The following is an 18,574-nucleotide window of genomic DNA, read 5'->3' as shown; positions in this document are numbered from 1 at the left end:
GAGACCAGCCCTGTGACTCGAACCGCCGACAAGGCCGACACCGACGTCCTGCACAAACTGTCCTTTCTGGACCGGTTCCTGCCGGTCTGGATCATCGTGGCCATGGGAGCGGGGCTCCTGCTGGGCAGCGTGATCCCCGGCCTGCAGGGTGTGCTGGACGCGGTGAAGATCGGGCAGGTGTCGCTGCCGATCGCGCTCGGGCTGCTGCTGATGATGTACCCGGTCCTGGCGAAGGTCCGCTACGACAAGCTCGACACCGTCACCAGCGACAAGCGCACGATGGTGCTTTCCCTGGTGCTCAACTGGATTCTGGGCCCGGCACTGATGTTCGCGCTCGCCTGGCTGATGCTGCCGGACCTTCCCGAGTACCGGACCGGGCTGGTCATCGTCGGCCTCGCCCGGTGCATCGCGATGGTAATCATCTGGAACGACCTCGCCTGCGGTGACCGCGAGGCCGCGGCGGTACTGGTCGCGCTGAACTCCGTGTTCCAGGTGATCATGTTCGGTGTACTCGGCTGGTTCTACCTCGACCTGCTTCCCGGCTGGCTCGGCCTCGACACCACCAGCATCGACTTCTCGCCCTGGGAGATCGCGCTCAGCGTCATCATCTTCCTCGGCATCCCACTCGCCGCCGGATACCTCTCGCGGCGTATCGGGGAGCGGAGCAAGGGCCGCGACTGGTACGAGGGCACGTTCCTACCGAAGATCGGCCCGATCGCACTCTACGGCCTGCTGTTCACCATCGTGATCCTCTTCGCCCTGCAGGGCGACAACATCACCTCCCGCCCGCTCGACGTCGCCCGCATCGCGCTGCCGCTGCTGGTGTACTTCGCGATCATGTGGATCGGCGGCTACCTGCTGGGCAAGGCCTCCGGGCTCTCCTACGAGCGCACCACGACGCTGGCTTTCACCGCGGCGGGCAACAACTTCGAACTCGCGATCGCCGTCGCCATCGGCGTCTTCGGCGTCACCTCCGGGCAGGCGCTTGCCGGAGTTGTCGGGCCACTGATCGAAGTACCCGTGCTGGTCGCGCTGGTCTACGTCAGCCTGTGGCTGCGGAAACGGTGGACCGCCAAGGCTCCCTCCGCATGAGCGGTTCCGCGCAGGTGGTGGTCATCGGCGGCGGCCAGGCCGGTCTCGCCGCGGGCTATTACCTGCGCCGCGCCGGTCTGGACTTCGTCATCCTCGACGCCCAGGCCCAGCCGGGCGGCGCCTGGCTCCACGGCTGGGACTCCCTGCGCCTGTTCTCCCCGCCACGACACAGTTCCCTGCCGGGATGGCCGATGCCGCCCTACCCCGGGCCTGGATATCCGACCGCCGAGCATGTCGTCGAGTACCTCGCCGCGTACGAAAAGCGCTACGAACTCCCGATCCGCCGCGCGGAGACGGTGACCGACGTGTTCCGTGACGGCGCTCGATTCACGGTGAGTACCGATACGGGGGAGTGGAGCGCTGAGGCGGTCATTAGCGCTACCGGAACCTGGTGGCGGCCATTCCTGCCGCTCATGCCCGGCGGGTTCACCGGTCGCCAGCTGCACACCGTCGACTATCGCGGACCGGAGGAGTTCGCGGGCCAGGACGTCGTGGTGGTCGGCGGCGGGAACTCCGGCGCGCAGATCGCCGCCGACCTCGCCGGCACGGCGAACCTGACCTGGGTCACCCGCCGCCCGCCGCGCTACCTGCCCGATCACATCGACGGCAAGGCCCTCTTCGACGTCGCCACCCGCCGCCGCCAAGCCCTTGAGACGGGGCAGACCGACACCGGTGGGGTCGCCGGGCTGGGCGACATCGTCGCCGTCCCGCCCGTCCGCGAAGCCCGCGGCGCCGGGCTGCTGCGGCCACGCGGGATGTTCGCGCGGCTCGACGACGATGGTCCTGTGTGGACTGACGGCACCCGGCAACACGCCGATGTGATCATCTGGTGCACCGGCTTCCGCCCCGCACTAGGCCACCTCGCCCCACTGCGGCTGCGGACCACTCGCGGCCGCATCCCCACCGAGGGCACGCGTGCCGTGGCAGAGCCCCGCCTGCACTTTCTCGGTTATGGCGATTGGACTGGTCCGGCGTCGGCCACGCTGATCGGCGTCGGGATGACCGCGCGGGCCGCGGTCGCCGACATCAAGGCCACACTGGACAACGACGGGGGATGACCGCTCAGCCGGCGCCTGCGGCGATCGTCTTCAGCTGGTCGGCCAGTGCAGGTGAGGCGTAGGTCTTGAGCACCTCCGCGCGTGCCGGGCAGACAGCGAGATCGGGGCACACCAAGGGAATCATCACTTTCAGCGTCGTAGCCAGGTGGTCGTATGGGAGTGCGCCGAGGATCTGCTTGACCCCGAACACGGCCGTCGAGCTCAGCACGTCGGCGAGGAACCGTGGAAACCGCAGCCGGAGGACCCCATCGCGGATCGGGGTCTGGGTGAGTTTGGCGTAGGTGCCCGGGTCGAGACTTGTCGCCAGTTCGGTGAGGCGGAGGCAGAGGAAGTGGCCTTTGCGGCGGGTCTTGTAGAGCCACGGGAGGTTGTCGAGCGTGCGGTCGGCGACCCGGACGTAGAAGCCGTCCTGATCGAACGCGTAGGTCACGACGTCGTCAGCGATGTGCGCCCGGAAGCGGCCCAGCTCTGCTCTGGCGCGCCGGCGGCGCTCGATCTTCGGGGCTGGCTTCGGCGCGACGACTCGGGGCGGCTGAGGCGCTGGCGCGGGACGCGGCGAAGTTCTCGGCGGCGTGTGCCGGATCGCTGCGGGTGGCGATGTCCAGCTCGGCCGGTGGACCGGGGCCCGCCCCGACGTGGACCGGGACGACGAACCGTGCGCTGATCGCCGGCATTCTTCGCCGCGCTGGGATCCGTACACGTGGGCCTTCCCGCAGGACGAACACTCGTACTGGTTGCGGGGAAGTCTTCGGTAGCCTGCCACCTCCTCCACGCTAGGAACATGATCGCCGCTGGTCACTCGGCTGTTCCGGTCCGGCGGACGGCGGGACTCTCACCCCTTGCGTTGTAATTCGTCCGTGTGAGGCAACGCGGTTGACCCTCGTGGGTGGATCGCCAGTCGGAGCACGGTCTCCACGACGAGCCGGGTCGCCGCGAGCAGCGTCTCGGTTTCGACTCGGTCCACCGTCTCGGCCGGGGTCTGGTAGCCGGGCATTCCCATGCCGATCCCGATCGCGGGCAGCCCGGCGGCGGCGTAGCGGCGGTTGTCCGAGGGCATCGCCCCTGCTCGCAAGGGCACTCCGGTTTCCCGGCCTGCCTGGTCGAGCGCGGCCAGCAGGTCGTGCGCGGGACCGCCCGCTTCGACCGCGGCGCCGTCTCCGAGCTGTGCGGCGCCGTCGACATTGATCACGTACGTGCCGGGCCGGACGCCGGGTGCGTGGTGCGCGGCCCCGCGCGCCCCGGCTTCCTCACCGTCGAGCAGGCTCACCGCCAGCCCGATGTGGTCCGGCAGCAGTGGCACGAGCACGCGCGTGGCTTCGAGGACGACGGCGACCCCGGAGGCGTTGTCCGCGGCGGCGGGCAACCGCTGCTGCGGGTCGTCGCCCACGCCATCGAAGTGCGCGGTCAGCAGCACACCCGGCGACCCGGCGGCGGGTTCGCGGCACACGCCGTGCACGTTCGAACCGATCACCTCGACAGCTCGTATCGGTATCGAGGCAGTCACCGTGCCCGCTCCCACACGGGCCATCTCGTCGTGGAGACCGGTTCGCACGGCGATGACGGGAAGAGCGCCCACCGGCGGCCCGGCGATCATCTTCGGCATCCAGCCCGCGGTGTCGGTCCCGCGAGCCACCAGCAACCCCGCCGCACCCTCAAGCCGTGCCCGCGCCGCAACCCCCAGTTCCGGCGCGAGTACCCATTTATCCCGCCACTCATCGGAATCGGCGAACGCGAGCTCGCCCGTACGGCGCGTGGGCAAGTCCGCCGAGACAAGGTGCTCGGCGAAGTCTCGGCGGTGCACCTCTCGCTGATGCGTCGATCCCGCGCTCCAGGAGAACTCGGGTGTGCGGTACAGCTCCCGCACATCGGCCACGGGAAACTCGTCGGTGGTGACCGACGCGCCGATCGCCCGCAGCTGTCCCGCGAGCCAGAGACCGGCCGCATGGCCGCCGGGCGTTCCCACCCGACGGCCCGCGAACCGGTCGTCGGCCAACGCGGCGACCGTCGCCTTCAACCGCGGGCCGGACACCGTCGGGGTCATGAACAGCAACCGGCGCCGCTGGCCACGGTGTCTGCCTTCGCGGCCGGGTCGCAGCACGATCCTGCCGCGGTCGCGGCCTCGGTGGTTCCGCAGCAGGTGCTCGTGGCCGTTGCCGGGCTGACGGGGGTGGTGCCGCAACAGCCGCTCGAGGCCGGCGGGGTGAAGGCTTCGGCCGGGTTGCCGGCGAAACCGCCGACAGTTTCGTTGCTCATCGCAGAACTCCTTGTCGTTGGAGGGATTCAGAAGCGCGAGGACAGCTGCAGGGCCCGGTCGCGAGCGGTGTCGAGCAGGGTGTCGGCGCGGCACTGGCCGGTGCACACCTGGACGCACGAGTCGCAGTAGTCGACGGTCGGCGTGCTGGTGAACAGGCGACGGAGGAGCTTGATCATCGGAACCTCTATCTAGACGCGTATCGAAACAGTGGTGTCAGTTTGCCCCCGGCTTAGATGGATGTCAATATAGACAGGTGTCGAAGTCAGAGTCGGATCTGAAGCTGTTGCCGGTGGTCGAGCAGGGCTGTTGTGCGCCGCTGGTGGCCGAGCCGTTGACGGCGGAGCAGTCGGTGGATCTGGCGAAGGCGTTCAAGGCGCTCGGTGACCCCGTGCGGCTGCGGTTGCTGTCGCTGATCACCTCCGCGCAGGGGGAGAGCTGCGTGTGTGATCTGACCGCGGCGTTCGACCTGACCGGGCCGACGATCTCCCATCACTTGAAGGTCTTGCGCGAGGCGGGTCTGGTCGGCAGCGAACGCCGAGGGACTTGGGTGTACTACTGGTCGCGCACCGAGACGCTGAGTCAGCTGTCGGGGTTGCTGTCCGCGCCCGGGCTTGTCCCGGGATCGTGATCCTCGTTCGCGGACGCCGCGCGTGATGCGGCTTCGTTGATGAGGGCTCGCGCCTCCTCGATCACCTCGGGCGCCAGTTCTTGGTCTCCCCAGAGCGCTGTGGTGCTGGTGTCCCACAGCCGTCCGGGCGCGGTGGAGGGGGTGAGCATGACGCCGAGCGTGCAGTGCTCCCAGTCGCCGATGGCGGTGCTGTAGTCGTGGTGCAGGACCTGCAGCCGGATCAGCAGGGCATCGCGCGCCTCCTCGGAGAGGCGTGAGGCGACCACGAACTGCAGGGGAGTGAAGTCGCCAGGGGACGGGACGACCGTGCGGCTGTGGATGAGGGTGCCGGGCTTGGTGTGCTGGGCCGCGGACTCGATGAACCTGATCAGGGTGCGGCCGAGTTCGGTCCGGTGCTCGACCGGCAAGCCGTCCAGGGCGGCGAGCATGAGCAGCAGATCCGCGTCGCGTCCTTCCGGAATCGGGGTCTCCGCCACGTCCTCCATGATCATGCGGAGCATGACGTGCGGCGCCTGTTCGTCGTGTCCGGCGGGATGCAGCGGTGCCCGGGCGACGGAGAGCGTCTCCCACGGTTTCGCGTCCAGCAGCGAGGCCACCTCCGGATCCACGGCCCCGGGAATGGCTTCGATGTCGGCGAGGGTGTATTCGTGGTAGCGGCGTGGCTCGTCGCCGAGTTCGACGGCGTCGCCGCCGGCCGCGCGCATGAGGTAGGCCAGCACCGCGCGGGTGGAGCGCAGGTGATCGAACAGGAACTCCCAGTCCCGGCGGAGGATCACGATCGCCGGGACGTCGGTCGGTGCCGGGGGAGGCAGGTAACCGCGAGGAGGATCCGCGTGGTCGATCACCACGACCGTCAGCCACTCGTAGTCCTCGCCTGCCACTTGGATGGTCCGCCCGCGCGCGTTGGTCATCGCCGCGGCGGCGAGCTTGAGGCGCCGCACGGTTCCGCTGCCCTGGCTGAGCGCTTTCGTCACGTTCTTGTTCAGCCAGGACAGTTCACGCTCCCGTTTGTCGGTGGGGCCGACCCGGCTCTTGGACTGGACGACCGCAGCGTGGCCGCCGACCAGGAGCAGCCCGTCGCCGAGTTCGCGTGTTCCCGAGCCTGTGCGTTGCTGCTCGGGCGGGAACACGAAGTCCGGCAAACCCCATGTCGCGGCGGCGTCCCGGACGGCGTCCTCGGCCGCGTATCCCTGGGTTGCGGCGTCCGGCAGCGGGGAGGCGTCCGGGATACGCCGGATCACGGTCCCCGCCGCGGTCTCGATCACCAGGATGAGTGGCTCACAACCCACGGATCGGCCTCCTGTCCTTGACGCCCAGGATCGCATCATGTGCGATCCCTGGGTGCCAGATGTGTCACCGCGCCGATGCGGGTTGGCAGCACTTCGTCTTCGATGAGGAGTCGGCGGGCAGAAGGCGTTTGGTCACGTAGTGGGCGTCGCGGCCGACGCCGCGCAGGGTGGCGGAGGCGAAGCTGCGTTGCCATTCCAGGCCGACGTAGGCCAGTCCCGGGTGGGTGTTGGACAGGCCGCGGTCATGCAGCGGCCGGTCATCCGGTGCGAGTGCGCCGAGCCCGTCCAGGTAGGACAGTCCGGGGCGGAAGCCGGTGGCGAGCAGGATGGTGTCGACGTGTTCGCGTGTCCCGTCCGGCCAGACCACGGTGTCGCCGTCGATGGTGGTGAACAGGCGGCGCTGGTCCGGTCGTCCTTGACGGATCGCGGCTTTGTAGATGCCGGGGTCGTTGACCGGTGAGGTGAGGGGCTTCTTCAGCAGGTGCCCGATCGGCAGATGGTCGAACCCGACGGCGGCGGACCAGAAATGCACGTCCTTCCCGAACGGACGCTGCGGCGCGAACTTCACCGGTGCGCGGGTGGCGAGAGTGACGCGGGCGTGGGCGGCGAGTTCGGTGGCGATCTGGACGGCGGAGTTGCCCGCGCCGACGACGACCACGCGCTGCCCGGAGAAGGATCCCGGGCCGTGGTACTCGCTGCTGTGCAAAAGAATTCCGGTGAAGGTGTCCATGCCGGGCAGTTCGGGGCGGAACGGCTGGGAGAAGCCTCCGGACGCGGCGACGAGGATCGGCGCGGTGAGCGCGGTTTCTCCGGCGGTGTGCACGGTGAAGACGCCGTCGTCGTGGGTGACAGCGTCGACGTGGTAGCCGGTACGGATGTCGGTGTCCAGACAGGAGGCGTAGCGGCGCAGATAGTCCACGACGTCGTCGCGGTGCGGGTAGCGCTCGGGATCGCCGGGGAAGGCCAGGCCGGGGAGCCTGCTGTAGCGGGCGGGGGAGAAGAGGGTCAGCGAGTCGTAGTAGCGGGGCCAGGACCCGACAGGTTCGGCCCCGGCCTCGAGGATCACCGGGCGCAGGCCTCTGCTGCGCAGGGCGTGGGCGGCGGCGAGACCGGCCTGGCCTCCGCCGACGATGATCGCGTCGTGGTCGTTCATGAAGTCCTCCCAGGAAGAAGTCGGGGTGTGCTCGCGAGAGTGAGGACCGCGGCGGCCACGGTGACCGCGGCGAGCACGAGGAAGGTCGGCGAGTATCCGCCGAGGCCGCTCGCGATCGCCGCCCCGGCCCAGGGAGCGAGCGCGACGGTGATGGTCAGCGGCGCTTGCAGCAGCGCGTTGAGGCGCCCGTAATGTGTGGCGCCCCACCGGTCGGCCACCGCGGTGGCCTGCAGGAGCGTGAACACCCCGCGCGCCATCCCCGCCACGATCGCGGCGACGATCAGACCGGCCGTGGTGGTGATCAGACCGAGCACGGCCGTGGTCACAGCGGCGGCGCCGAACACGATCGCCGTCCGGGTTCGAACCGTGGTCAACCGGGTCAGCGTGGTGTAGCCGAGGCGTCCCAGCACTTGCCCGGCGCCGCCGAGACCGAGCGCGATCGCCGCTGTCGTGCCGCTGACGCCGCGTTCGGTGAGCAGCGGCACGAGGTTGATCACCCCGGCGTAGACGGCGAACGCCGCCAGGCTGAACGCGATCACCAAGCCCCGGAACGAGATGCTCCTCGCGATCCGTGCCGGGTCGCTGTGCTCCGGTTGGGTGCCGGGCGGCGGCTCGGCGGCCGGCCACGGTCCCCGTAAGCCCCACAGGTGCGCCGGGATGGTGACGACGGCCAGCACAGCGGCGAGAACGAGGTAGGTGTCCCGCCAGTCCAGGTGTGCGGTGAGTAGTGCGGTCAGTGGCGCGAACACCGTGCTCGCCAGGCCCGCGGCGAGGGTGAGCACGGTCAGCGCGAACACGCGCCGCGGCCCGTACCAGCGGGTCAGGGCGGCGAACGCGGGTGGGTACAGCACCGCGCCCATCGCGACCCCGGCCAGCAGCCACGCCACGGTGAACCACACCAGGTTCTGCGCCAGTGCGACGGCCACGACCGCGGGCACCGCCACTGCCGATCCGGCCGTCATCACCGAGCGGGGACCTCTGCGGTCGAGCCACCGCCCGACCGGGATCCCGGTCAGCGCGGCGACGACCTGACCGGCCGAGAACGCCGCGACCACCCATGCCGTCGACCAGCCCGTGGTCTGGCTGATTTCTGGTGCCAGCACAGGGAAGGCGTAGAAGAGGATGCCCCAGCTGGTGATCTCGGTGACGCAGAGGACGGACAGCACGCGGCGTAACCCGGAGGTGGTCAGCCCGGGCGACGCCGCGGCGGTCGCGATCGGCACGGCGGTCAGCGCGACGGCGCGGACAGCGTGAGGACTTCCGGCGCCGAGGTGGCGCAGCAGCCACTGGCGGCCGGTGCGTCGTCCGGTTCGTCGAACAGGCCGGCCCCGCCGCAGACTCCGGTCTCGGCCATCCGCAGCTCGACTCGCCCGGCCGCTTCGTGGTCACCGGCGAGCTGGGCGGCGATGCTACGGACCTGTTCGTAGCCGGTCATGGCGAGGAACGTCGGTGCCCGGCCGTAGCTTTTCATTCCGGCCAGGTAGAAGTCCTTCTCCGGATGCGCGAGTTCCTTGGCGCCGTGCGGATACACGGTTCCGCAGGAGTGGACGTTCGGGTCGATCAGCGGCGCGAGCGCGAGCGGTGCCTGCAGTGTCGGATCCAGCTCCAGCCGGATCTCCGACAGCCAGGTGAGATCGGGCCGGAATCCGGACAGGGTCACGACCTCGTCGACCTGCTCGATCCGCTGTCCGCCGGAGGAGACGAGGGTCAGCCGTCCCGCGGTGTCGCGTTCGACCGCCTCGGTGCGGAATCCGGTCACCACCGTGATCAGCCCGGATTCCACCGCTTCCCGGGCGCGCAGGCCCAGCGCGCCCCGCGCGGGAAGCTGATCGGCCTCACCCCCGCCGAAGGTGTTGCCGACCGCGCCCCGGCGCAGCACCCAGCTGATCCGCGTGCCGTCCTTCGCCAGGCCGGACAAGGCGACCAGTGCGGTCAGTGCCGAATGTCCGCTGCCTGCGACCACCACGTGTTTGCCCGCGTACCGCGCTCGCCCGGTTTCGTCGCCCAGATTCGGGACCCGGTAAGCGATCCGCTTTGCCGCCGCGCGCTCACCGACGGCGGGGAGACCTTCACCGCCGAGCGGGTTGGGCGTCGACCACGTGCCGGACGCGTCGATCACGGCCCGCGCCGCGATCCGCTCCTCCGCGCCGTCGGCGGCGTGGACGTGCACGGTGAACGGCTCGTCGTCGCGGCCGCTGTCCACGACCCGGTCGCGTCCCCGGCGGGCGATGCCGATCACCTCGGCGTGGAAGCGGACCCGGTCACCGAGCGCCGCCGCCAACGGTCGCAGATACCGGTTGGCCCAGTCCGAGCCCGTCGGGTACGCCGCGACGTCGGGCTGGGTCCAGCCGGTCGTCTCCAGCAGCCGTCCGGCCGCCGGGGCGACGAGTTCGGACCACGGCGAGAACAACCGCACGTGATTCCACGCCGCCACATCCGCGCCGGCCTGCGCGCCGCGCTCCAGCACCAGCGGCTCGACACCCCGCTCCACCAACTCCGCGGCGGCCGCCAGCCCCACCGGCCCGGCCCCGATCACCACGACAGGCAGCTCGTTCATCCCCATACACCCTTCATCGATCCATCTCGATTGAGTCGATGCGAGGGACTGTATCGACGAGAGTCGATTGACGCAACCATCGATTCTGGTCGATACTGGGTGGCATGACCACGGTGGTGCCCGTTCCCCTCGCCGGACTCCTGCCCGAGCGCGAAGCCGCGACCTACGCCGGGTGGTTCGCCTGCCTGGCCGAGCCGATGCGGGTCAAACTGCTGCACGCGGTCGCGACCGCGCCCCGCGGCCTGACCGTGGGTGCGCTCACCGAGATCCTCGGGACCAGCCAGTCCACCTGCTCGCACCACGTCCGGAAACTGGCCGATGTGGGTTTCGTTCACCTGCGTAAAGAGGGCACCGCGACGGTCGTGACGATCAACCAGGCCTGCTGCAGCGGACTTCCGCACGCGGCCGACGCGGTCATGGGCTTGCTCGCCCCGCGCCCGTGCTGCCCGGACAACCTGCCCGACGACGTCTCCGTCCGCCCCTTGGCCGACGGCGACTGGAAATCGGTGCGCCGGATCTACGGCGAAGGAATCGCCACTGGGCTCGCCACCTTCGACACCAGCGTCCCCGCCCGCGCGGCCCTGGACGCGAAATGGCTGCCCAGCCACCGCTGGGTCGCCGAGATCGACGGCGACATCGTCGGCTGGACCGCCTTGACCCCGGTCTCGGAGCGCGACTGCTACCAGGGCGTCGCCGAATCCTCCGTCTACGTCACCGAAACCCAACGCGGCCGAGGTGTCGGAAAAGCGCTGCTCTTCAAGCAGGTCACCGAAGCCGACACGGCCGGAATCTGGACCCTCCAGACGTCGATCTTCACCGACAACCGCGCCGGCATCGCCCTGCACCACTCCGCCGGCTACCGCACCGTCGGCATCCGCGAACGCATCGCCCAACGCGACGGCGTCTGGCACGACACCGTCTTCCTCGAACGCCGCAGCCCGGTCGGCTAAGTCAAGGTGTCCATCTGGCACGTCGCGACGCAAGCTCCACTCAAGACGTTTACTGGGTCGCCTAGGTGATAGACAGGCTGCTGCCCGCGACTGCTGCTCTAGCAGCGGCTTTGGCGGAGATCTGACTGTTGCAAGGGTCACCTGGCTCCGCTGGCAGATTCGAACTATAGTTCGACTCGTTTGAAACGAACGCTGTCTCCCCACGGCGATAGTCACGGGCAGGACGGCGTCCACAGTGGAACACAAGCGGTCAACGGTCAGTCGCGAACCGTCTCTCCAATTCAACAATCCTGCTGTCCCGTGGTCGGAGATCGCCCGTGTGGCCTCCGGCCAGCCGCGCGTCCAAGGGGACGGGAATGATTCGCCCGCCTGGTCACGTAAGCGGGAGGGCTATGTTGGGGCGCCGGTGGATCTGCGGGTCCGTGAAGGCGATGACGATGGCGGGGCGGTGCCGCGGGTTCCGTATGCGGAGTTGCACGCGCATTCGAACTTCAGCTTCCTCGACGGCGCCAGCCACCCGGAAGAGCTGGTCGAGGAGGCCGCCCGCCAGGGCCTGGACGCGATCTTCCTGACTGATCACGACGGGATGTACGGGGCGGTGAGGTTCAACGAGGCGGCCCGCGAGCTGGGTGTGCGGGTCGGGTTCGGCGCGGAGCTGTCGCTGGATCTGCCCGCGCCGCAGAACGGGGTGGCGGATCCGGGTGGCGCGCACCTGCTGGTACTGGCCCGTGGTCTGGAGGGCTATCGCCGGTTGTGCCGGGTGATCTCGCGGGCGCAGCTGGCCGGCGGGGAGAAAGGCCGCCCGGTCTACGACGAGACCGCGCTGGTCGACGATCTGGCGGGGCATGTGCTGGTGCTGACCGGCTGCCGTAAGGGCCGGATCCGCCGCGCCCTGGCGGCGGGGGACAAGGTCGGGGCGATGTCGGAGCTGGTGTCCCTGGTGGACCGGTTCGGCCGGGACAACGTGGCGGTGGAGCTGATCGACCACTCCCTGCCGCTGGATTCGACGTTCAACGACACGTTGGCGTCGATGGCGGAGGCGGCGGGGGTGGTGACGGTGGCGACGAACAACGTCCATTACGCCCACCCCGGGCGCGGTCCGCTGGGTGACGCGGTGGCCGCTGTCCGGGCCCGCCGGTCGCTGGAGGACATGGAGGGCTGGCTCCCGGCCGCGCACATGGCGTTCGTGCGGTCCGGCGCCGAGCAGGCGGAGTTCTTCGCGCGGTATCCCGGCGCGGTGACCCGCGCGGCCCTGCTCGGTGTGGAGTGCGCCTTCGACCTCTCGCTGGTCGCGCCGGATCTGCCGCCGTTCCCGGTGCCGGCGGGGCATGACGAGATGTCGTTCCTGCGGGAGCTGACGTGGGCGGGTGCGGCGAAACGCTACGGGCACCGCGACGACTATCCGAAGGCCTACGCCCAGCTGGAACACGAGCTGGACGTGATTGAGAAGCTGGGGTTTCCGGGGTATTTCCTGGTGGTGTGGGACATCGTCCGGTTCTGCCGCGACGCCAACATTCTCTGCCAGGGCCGGGGCTCGGCGGCGAACTCCGCGGTCTGCTACGCGCTGGAGATCTGTCACGCCGACCCGGTGAAGTGGGGCTTGCTGTTTGAGCGGTTCCTGGCGCCGGAACGGGATGGGCCGCCGGACATCGATATCGACATCGAGTCCGATCGCCGGGAAGAGGCGATCCAGTACGTCTACGACACACACGGCCGCCTGCACGCCGCGCAGGTGGCGAATGTGATCACCTACCGGGCGCCGTCGGCGATCCGGGACGCCGCCAAAGCCCTCGGCTACAGCCCCGGCCAGCAGGACGCCTACAGCAAGGTCGTCAACCGCTGGGCCGGTGTGCGGAAAACCGGCGAGGAGGCGGCGGGGGAGATCCCGTCCGAGATCCTCGAACTCGCCGACGCGATCGAGGACTTTCCCCGGCATCTGGGGATCCACTCCGGTGGCATGGTGATCTCCAGGGAACCGGTGTCGGAGGTGGTGCCGGTCGAGTGGGCCCGCATGCCCGGCCGGTCGGTGTTGCAGTGGGACAAGGACGACTGCGCCGCCGTCGGGCTGGTGAAGTTCGACCTGCTCGGCCTCGGCATGCTCTCCGCCTTGCATTACATGATCGACCTCATCGCCGAATTCCACGGCGAGACGATCGACCTCGGCACGTTGGATCTCGCCGACCCGAAGGTCTACGACATGCTGTGCGCGGCGGACGCGATCGGCGTGTTCCAAGTGGAGTCCCGGGCGCAGCTGGCGACGCTGCCGCGGCTGCGGCCGAGGAAGTTCTACGACCTCGTCGTCGAGGTCGCGTTGATCCGGCCCGGCCCCATCCAGGGCGGCTCCGTGCACCCGTATATCGCCCGCCGCCGCGGCGAGGAAACCTGGAAACACAAGCATCCTCTGCTTGCCCGGAGTCTTGATAGGACACTCGGGGTGCCGTTGTTTCAGGAGCAGGTCATGCAGATGGCCGTCGACGTCGCCTCCTTCACCCCGGCCGAAGCGGACCTGCTCCGCCGCGCGATGGGCTCCAAGCGGTCCAGTGCGAAGATGAGGAAGCTGGCGAAACGGTTCTTCGAGGGCGCCGCGGCGAACGGCGTCGACCGCGACACCGCGGTGGGAGTGTTCGAGCAGATCGCGGCGTTCTCCGGCTACGGCTTCCCCGAAGCCCACTCCATGTCCTTCGCCCTGCTCGTCTACGCCTCCGCGCATCTCAAGTTCTACTACCCGGCGGCGTTCTGCGCGGGCCTGTTGCGGGCGCAGCCGATGGGGTTCTACTCCCCGCAATCGCTGGTCGCCGACGCCCGCCGTCACGGCGTCATCGTGCACGAACCCGACATCAACTCAAGCCTCACCCACGCCACCCTCGAACCCCACCCCGACAGCACCGGCGGCCACGCGATCCGACTCGGCCTCGCCGCGATCAGGAACGTCGGCGACACCGCCGCCGAGGCGATCGTCACCGAACGCCAAGCCAACGGCCCCTACAGCAGCATCGGGGAGCTGACCGAACGCGTCCGGCTGAAGAAACCCGCCCACGAGGCCCTCGCCACCGCCGGCGCGTTCACCAGCCTCGGCCCCCAGCGGCGCCAAGCGCTCTGGGCCGCCGGCGCCGCGGCCACCACCCGGCCCGAACACCTCCCCGGCCTCGCCCCCGGCCTAAACGCACCCGCGCTGCCGGGGATGACCCGGATCGAGGTCACCGCCGCCGACCTCTGGGCCACCGGCATCTCACCCGGCTCCCACCCCGTCGAATACCTCCGCCAGTGGCTCACCGACCACGGCGCCATCACCGCCCAAGCCCTCACCCAGGCCGAGGACGGAGCGCGCGTGTGGATCGGGGGAGCGGTCACCCACCGGCAACGCCCCGCCACCGCCGGCGGCATCACGTTCTTCAACCTGGAAGACGAAACCGGAATGGCGAACATTCTCGTCTCACCGGGAATGTTCCACAACTACCGCAAGATATTGCAGGCCAGCAACGCGTTGCTGTTCCGCGGCATCGCGCAGGTAGCCGCGAACACCGCCACCCTGGTCGCCGATCACGTACGACCGCTGGATCTCCGGGACCTGGCGGCCAAATCGCGGGACTTCCGGTGACCGGCGCGAACCGGCACTGGCGCACCTTGGAAGTCCCCATCCGCCCCGGCACGGGCTCACCCACACGATGCCCCTGGGGCCACGACCTCGCCGTCGCGGGGGTTCGGCAAAGCTGGTCGCAGGACTACCAGGCGCCAGAATGGACGTGCGAGGCCTGCCATGGCCTGTCCGCGACGTCCGGAGTATGGGCCATGATCGACCCCCGCTCCAGCAGGCAGGTCACCGAAGACCAGGTTGACGAGTACGGACTCCGCCTCGTCCTGCTCCGGCCGCCGACAGCCGCCGGAATAGGCGCCATCCAACTACGACTGGGACACACCGCGTTCGGCGAGATCCGATTCTCGCTCTGCGGCCATGATCGGCGCGCGATCCTGGTCAGTGTCGGAGTGGAGGAGAAACACCGGCGACGAGGCGCCGGACGGGTACTGGTGGCAGCCGCCCGAGCACGCGCGACCCGCTACCACTGGACGATGCTGCCCCTGGGCGAGGACCCCGTCACCGTCGCGTTCTGGGCCACGGTGGGAGCAGTCGGCCCCCAGAGCCCGCACCCGTGCACACACCAGATCGAACAAGGAGTGGTGCCCGCAGAGTCGAGATGGACGAAGAAATGGTGGTGATCCATCGTAGCCGACGCAGTGCCGAGTCAACTGCGACCATAACGACTGTACCACCATTGCGCTAGTGTCCCCTATTTCTGGTAGGTTAAACCGCTGTTTGAAAGCTAGTGCAGCTTATCCAGCCACTTTTTCACATATTTCTCGGCGTGTAAATCTCCCGCTATGCGAAACGCGCGGAGTGCTTCTGCTCCAGAGGCCTTTGCTTCCTCGATGTGTCCTAGGTTCCGCAGTGTGATCGCGGTATTTCTCCACGTCATTCCTTCGCCGTGGTGGTCGTTGAGTTGTTGGTAGATGTCGCGGGCTGTTTGGTGTGCGGTGAGGGCGTCGTCGAAGCGCCGAAGTTTCCGCAGTGTGCGGCCGAGCGCGTCCCATGCCATACCTTCGAGGTGGCGGTTGCCGAGTTCCTGGCTGATGTCGCGGGCTGTTTGGTATGCGGTGATGGCGTCGTCGAAGCGCCGTAATTCATGTAGGGCCAGGCCGAGGTTGTGCCAGGCGGAGGCTTCGCGACGGCGGTCGCCGAGTTCCTGATAGACGTTGCGGGCTGTTTGGTGTGCGGTGATGGCGTCGTCGAAGCGTTTTAGGTCTTGCAATGCGTTTCCGAGATTGTTCCAAGCCATTCCCTCGCGGTGACGGTTGCCCAGTTTCTGGAAAATATCGCGGGCTGTTTGGTGCGCGGTGATGGCGTCATCGAAGCGCTGCGAGCTCCCTAATGCGCTGCCGAGCGCGTCCCATGCCATACCTTCGAGGTGGCGGTTGCCGAGTTCCTGGCTGATGTCGCGGGCTGTTTGGTGTGCGGTGATGGCGTCGTCGAAGCGCCGCAACTCTTGTAAAGCGTTCCCAAGGTCGTTCCAGCCGATGCCGAGTGCCTGGGGGTCGTCAAGGTGCTGTGCGGCGGTGAGAGCGTGTTGGCTGGTAATAAGCCAGTCGTTGAGATGGCGTCGCCAGTTTAGGTACGGGCCGAGGGAGGAGGCCAGCCGCGTGGTAAGGGCGAATTGGTGTGCGGTGAGGGCGAGGTCGACTGCGGCCGTGAGGTTGGCTCGCTCGGCGTTGAGCCATGCAAGTGCTTCTACTTGTCCGGCGAATCGCTCTGGAACGGGTTGGCCCGGTAGACCTTGCAAGTGATCTTCTGCTGCGGCGGTGGTGTTTGCGTAGTGTTCGAGGAGCCGATGGGTTGCCGCGCTCTGGTTCGTGGTGTCGGTGTGGTGGAGATGCTCGCGGGCGTGGCTGCGGATCAGGTCGTGCATCGTCCACCGCCCGTTTTCGGTGCGGCGTAGGAGACTGGCGTGCCGCAGTGTTCGTAGCCAGGCCACCGTGATCGCCGCGGGCCGTCCGGCGAGTGCTGCGGCAGCATCGGTGTGAAAGTCCGGTCCCGGGTTGATGGTGAGGAGTGGCAGCAACTGTGCGGCATCTGTGTGTCGGGCCCGTAGACGGTGCCAGGATTGGTCGATGGCCGTGGCGACGATGCGTTCGCCGTCGGAGAGTCGGTGGACTCCGTTTCCATCTGCTGCGGTGAGCTCGGCGATCAGGTCGGCGATGGAGAGGCCGGGTTCGTCGGCCAAGACCGCAGTTGTAATTTCTACCGCCAGTGGCAGTGCACCGCAGACGGTCACCGCGAGTCGTTCCGCGGCATCCAGTTCGAGCTCGGCTCGCCGGTCGTCGTAACAACGTCGAGCAAGGCCGCCGACCAACAGCCGCAGGGCATCGTCGGCGCGTAGGACGTCGAGAACGAACTGGCGCGCTGAGGGCAACGCAAGGGTGTCGCGGCTGGTAATGAGCGCTCGATGCGGGCCCTGCCGCGGTAGCAGGTCGGTCACCTGGGTGCTGGCGGCGGCATTGTCCAGAACCAGCAGGACGCGTCGTTCCTGCGTCGCGAGCCGGTTCAGGGCCAAGTGGTAGGCCGCTGCTTGCTCGTCGACCGTGGCTGGGACCTGGCCGTCGGGGTCGAGGATTCGGAGCATCGAGGCGAACACCCGCCCAGGCATGACCTGCTGGTCGTCCAGCTCGTAGCCGCGCAGGTTCACAAATAGCACACCGCCGGGAAACCAGCCTCGATCTGCGGCGGCTGACGCTGTGTGGCTGGCTAGCGCCGTCTTGCCGAGCCCGCCCATCCCCGAGACTGCGATAGTTCCCGGCCACCGCCCGGAGGGGGCGAGCAGGTTTAGAAGCTGCGTAATCTGCTCGTCGCGGCCGACGAACAGCTCTCGCGCGTTCTGTGTGCTGCCGGTGATGGTGGTGACGACCGCGGCCGCGCCCGTCACGGCGGGTGGGTAGAAATAAGCGTCTCGGCCAACGATGCCGAGGGCGGCGCCTCCGTGCGTGGCGTGCACGCGCGGAGGTTCGGGGTGAGCGGAGGTGGTGCCGGTGGCGGGGTGCTCTATGCCCGGTCCGGCTGGCGAGGGTCCGGCGCCTGCTTAATGTTTGCGTCCCGCGCGACAGCGCCGATCGCGATACCGTGCCCGCTGGCGGTCACCGGGCCGCTGACCACGGTCCCGCCGGACATAGCGACTACGCCGTTCTTCTCCGCCTCCGCCAGCGCGGACTTGAGTTCAGCGGCGAAGTCGGTGTCCTGCTCGACCGCCTCCTCCAGTGCCAGGGTCACCCACTGCTGCGTTCGGTCGCTGACCCCGTCGGGCTGGCTGGCTTCCACTTGAAGCCGCTCGACCGCGGAATCGGTACCCAGCTTGCGCAGCACGACGTCCCGGAGCCGCTCCGCCGAGGCGTCTACCACCTGGTCAGCGACCCCGTCCAGCTGCTGACCCGCCCGTCGTACCTTCCCGACTGCCCATGCGATCAAGAATCCAACCACCACTTCCAAACCCATACCGTCAATCCCCTCTCCCATGAACTCGACGTCAACCCAGAAGGTCGCTGAACGACTCCAAAACGCAACACCCGACACCAGAGGCCGGCGTCGCCGAGCCGACCTCACCGCTCCGGAACTGAGCACCTTTCAGCGCGAAACGGTGCCGAGTAGCGCTGGCACACTCGCCTCGCGGGCAATGGAGGACGACCGGGTGCCATAGGACCTGCTCTGATCGCGTCGTCTCGGATGCGTCGGAAGAAGCTATTCCGCCGGTTGTGATAGCAGACATTGCCAGTAACGCCCAGGTAGTACCCGCGGAGTCCAGATGGACACAATGGTGGTGACATACAGCCCAGGACCTGTCCGTCCTACCACCACGGCATGCCCGAGCCGCTCAGGTCTGCCGCCACAGCAGTCGGGACGTCCAGGATCATCGGTACGCGAGGACCGCGGTTTCACCGGTTGACCGGCTTTGCCTTCTGCGACGGTGATGTCCTAGTGCGACGGTGGCTAGGTGTGTGGTTAGGCTGCGGATGTTCGGTGGCGCGTAGGGGCGTCGCACGATTCGGTGAAAG

The 18,574-nt window shown here is 68.5% G+C and carries 15 protein-coding genes; 6 read left to right on the top strand and 9 right to left on the bottom strand.

The window, feature by feature from the left end; genetic code table 11:
- Positions 1–12: 12 nt before the first annotated feature.
- Positions 13–1,092: an ACR3 family arsenite efflux transporter gene (gene arsB / locus L324_RS09260; RefSeq protein WP_037305707.1), complete on the top strand. Its 1,080-nt coding sequence runs from the start codon at positions 13–15 to the stop codon at positions 1,090–1,092.
- The gene (locus L324_RS09255) at positions 1,089–2,150 is read left to right on the top strand and encodes an ArsO family NAD(P)H-dependent flavin-containing monooxygenase (RefSeq protein WP_037305706.1); all 1,062 of its coding nucleotides are present in this window, start codon (positions 1,089–1,091) and stop codon (positions 2,148–2,150) included. Before arsB ends, L324_RS09255 begins: the two co-directional genes overlap by 4 nt.
- Positions 2,151–2,154: 4 nt before the next feature.
- Here the strand turns inward: L324_RS09255 and L324_RS09250 are convergent, their stop codons facing one another.
- The 3 genes from L324_RS09250 to L324_RS42710 form a co-directional block, all read right to left on the bottom strand.
- Positions 2,155–2,580, bottom strand: coding sequence for a hypothetical protein (locus tag L324_RS09250; RefSeq protein WP_037305705.1), 426 nt, complete (start codon positions 2,578–2,580; stop codon positions 2,155–2,157).
- 402 nt (positions 2,581–2,982) lie between these two features.
- Entirely contained in the window at positions 2,983–4,329 is a 1,347-nt protein-coding gene (locus L324_RS09245; RefSeq protein WP_201769644.1) for a M28 family peptidase, read from the bottom strand.
- Between the two features lie 101 nt (positions 4,330–4,430).
- On the bottom strand, positions 4,431–4,580 hold the full coding sequence (locus L324_RS42710; protein WP_161780836.1) for a hypothetical protein: 150 nt from the start codon (positions 4,578–4,580) through the stop codon (positions 4,431–4,433).
- Between the two features lie 77 nt (positions 4,581–4,657).
- Here L324_RS42710 and L324_RS09240 point away from each other — a divergent pair, with 77 nt between their 5' ends.
- Positions 4,658–5,032 (top strand): ArsR/SmtB family transcription factor, encoded by a 375-nt coding sequence (locus L324_RS09240; RefSeq protein WP_235783471.1) that lies wholly within the window; start codon positions 4,658–4,660, stop codon positions 5,030–5,032.
- Here L324_RS09240 and L324_RS09235 read toward each other — a convergent pair.
- The 4 genes from L324_RS09235 to L324_RS09220 form a co-directional block, all read right to left on the bottom strand.
- The gene (locus L324_RS09235; RefSeq protein ID WP_152546755.1) at positions 4,984–6,321 is read right to left on the bottom strand and encodes a hypothetical protein; all 1,338 of its coding nucleotides are present in this window, start codon (positions 6,319–6,321) and stop codon (positions 4,984–4,986) included. The genes L324_RS09240 and L324_RS09235 overlap by 49 nt on opposite strands.
- 64 nt (positions 6,322–6,385) lie before the next feature.
- Positions 6,386–7,474, bottom strand: a complete 1,089-nt coding sequence (locus L324_RS09230; protein WP_037305704.1) for a flavin-containing monooxygenase — start codon at positions 7,472–7,474, stop codon at positions 6,386–6,388.
- Positions 7,471–8,697: an MFS transporter gene (locus L324_RS09225; protein ID WP_235783470.1), complete on the bottom strand. Its 1,227-nt coding sequence runs from the start codon at positions 8,695–8,697 to the stop codon at positions 7,471–7,473. The genes L324_RS09230 and L324_RS09225 overlap by 4 nt, the downstream gene beginning before the upstream one ends.
- 5 nt (positions 8,698–8,702) lie before the next feature.
- On the bottom strand, positions 8,703–10,031 hold the full coding sequence (locus L324_RS09220) for an FAD-dependent oxidoreductase (protein WP_037305703.1): 1,329 nt from the start codon (positions 10,029–10,031) through the stop codon (positions 8,703–8,705).
- A 104-nt stretch (positions 10,032–10,135) separates the two neighbouring features.
- Here L324_RS09220 and L324_RS09215 point away from each other — a divergent pair, with 104 nt between their 5' ends.
- From L324_RS09215 to L324_RS09205, 3 genes are all read left to right on the top strand, one after another.
- Entirely contained in the window at positions 10,136–10,981 is an 846-nt protein-coding gene (locus L324_RS09215; protein WP_037305702.1) for a helix-turn-helix domain-containing GNAT family N-acetyltransferase, read from the top strand.
- Between the two features lie 235 nt (positions 10,982–11,216).
- Entirely contained in the window at positions 11,217–14,579 is a 3,363-nt protein-coding gene (locus tag L324_RS09210; protein ID WP_051173793.1) for an error-prone DNA polymerase, read from the top strand.
- Between the two features lie 191 nt (positions 14,580–14,770).
- Entirely contained in the window at positions 14,771–15,196 is a 426-nt protein-coding gene (locus L324_RS09205; RefSeq protein ID WP_037305701.1) for a GNAT family N-acetyltransferase, read from the top strand.
- A gap of 104 nt (positions 15,197–15,300) precedes the next feature.
- Here L324_RS09205 and L324_RS09200 read toward each other — a convergent pair whose 3' ends face one another.
- Entirely contained in the window at positions 15,301–17,523 is a 2,223-nt protein-coding gene (locus tag L324_RS09200; RefSeq protein WP_051173792.1) for a tetratricopeptide repeat protein, read from the bottom strand.
- 47 nt (positions 17,524–17,570) lie between these two features.
- A complete protein-coding gene (locus tag L324_RS40855) occupies positions 17,571–17,990 on the bottom strand; it encodes a chromosome partitioning protein (protein WP_152546754.1) in 420 nt (139 codons plus the stop codon).
- Positions 17,991–18,574: the final 584 nt, after the last annotated feature.

The sequence above is a fragment of the Amycolatopsis orientalis DSM 40040 = KCTC 9412 genome (assembly GCF_000478275.1).
GTDB lineage: Bacteria > Actinomycetota > Actinomycetes > Mycobacteriales > Pseudonocardiaceae > Amycolatopsis > Amycolatopsis orientalis.
This window is presented reverse-complemented; position numbering and strand designations above follow the sequence as displayed.

Excerpts from the sequence above, each read along its gene's own strand:
- L324_RS09255 (WP_037305706.1), top strand. The coding sequence starts at position 1,089 with ATGAGCGGTTCCGCGCAGGTGGTGGTCATCGGCGGCGGCCAGGCCGGT.
- L324_RS42710 (WP_161780836.1), bottom strand. The coding sequence starts at position 4,580 with ATGATCAAGCTCCTCCGTCGCCTGTTCACCAGCACGCCGACCGTCGAC.
- L324_RS09230 (WP_037305704.1), bottom strand. The coding sequence starts at position 7,474 with ATGAACGACCACGACGCGATCATCGTCGGCGGAGGCCAGGCCGGTCTC.
- L324_RS09220 (WP_037305703.1), bottom strand. The coding sequence starts at position 10,031 with ATGAACGAGCTGCCTGTCGTGGTGATCGGGGCCGGGCCGGTGGGGCTG.
- L324_RS09215 (WP_037305702.1), top strand. The coding sequence starts at position 10,136 with ATGACCACGGTGGTGCCCGTTCCCCTCGCCGGACTCCTGCCCGAGCGC.
- L324_RS09205 (WP_037305701.1), top strand. The coding sequence starts at position 14,771 with ATGATCGACCCCCGCTCCAGCAGGCAGGTCACCGAAGACCAGGTTGAC.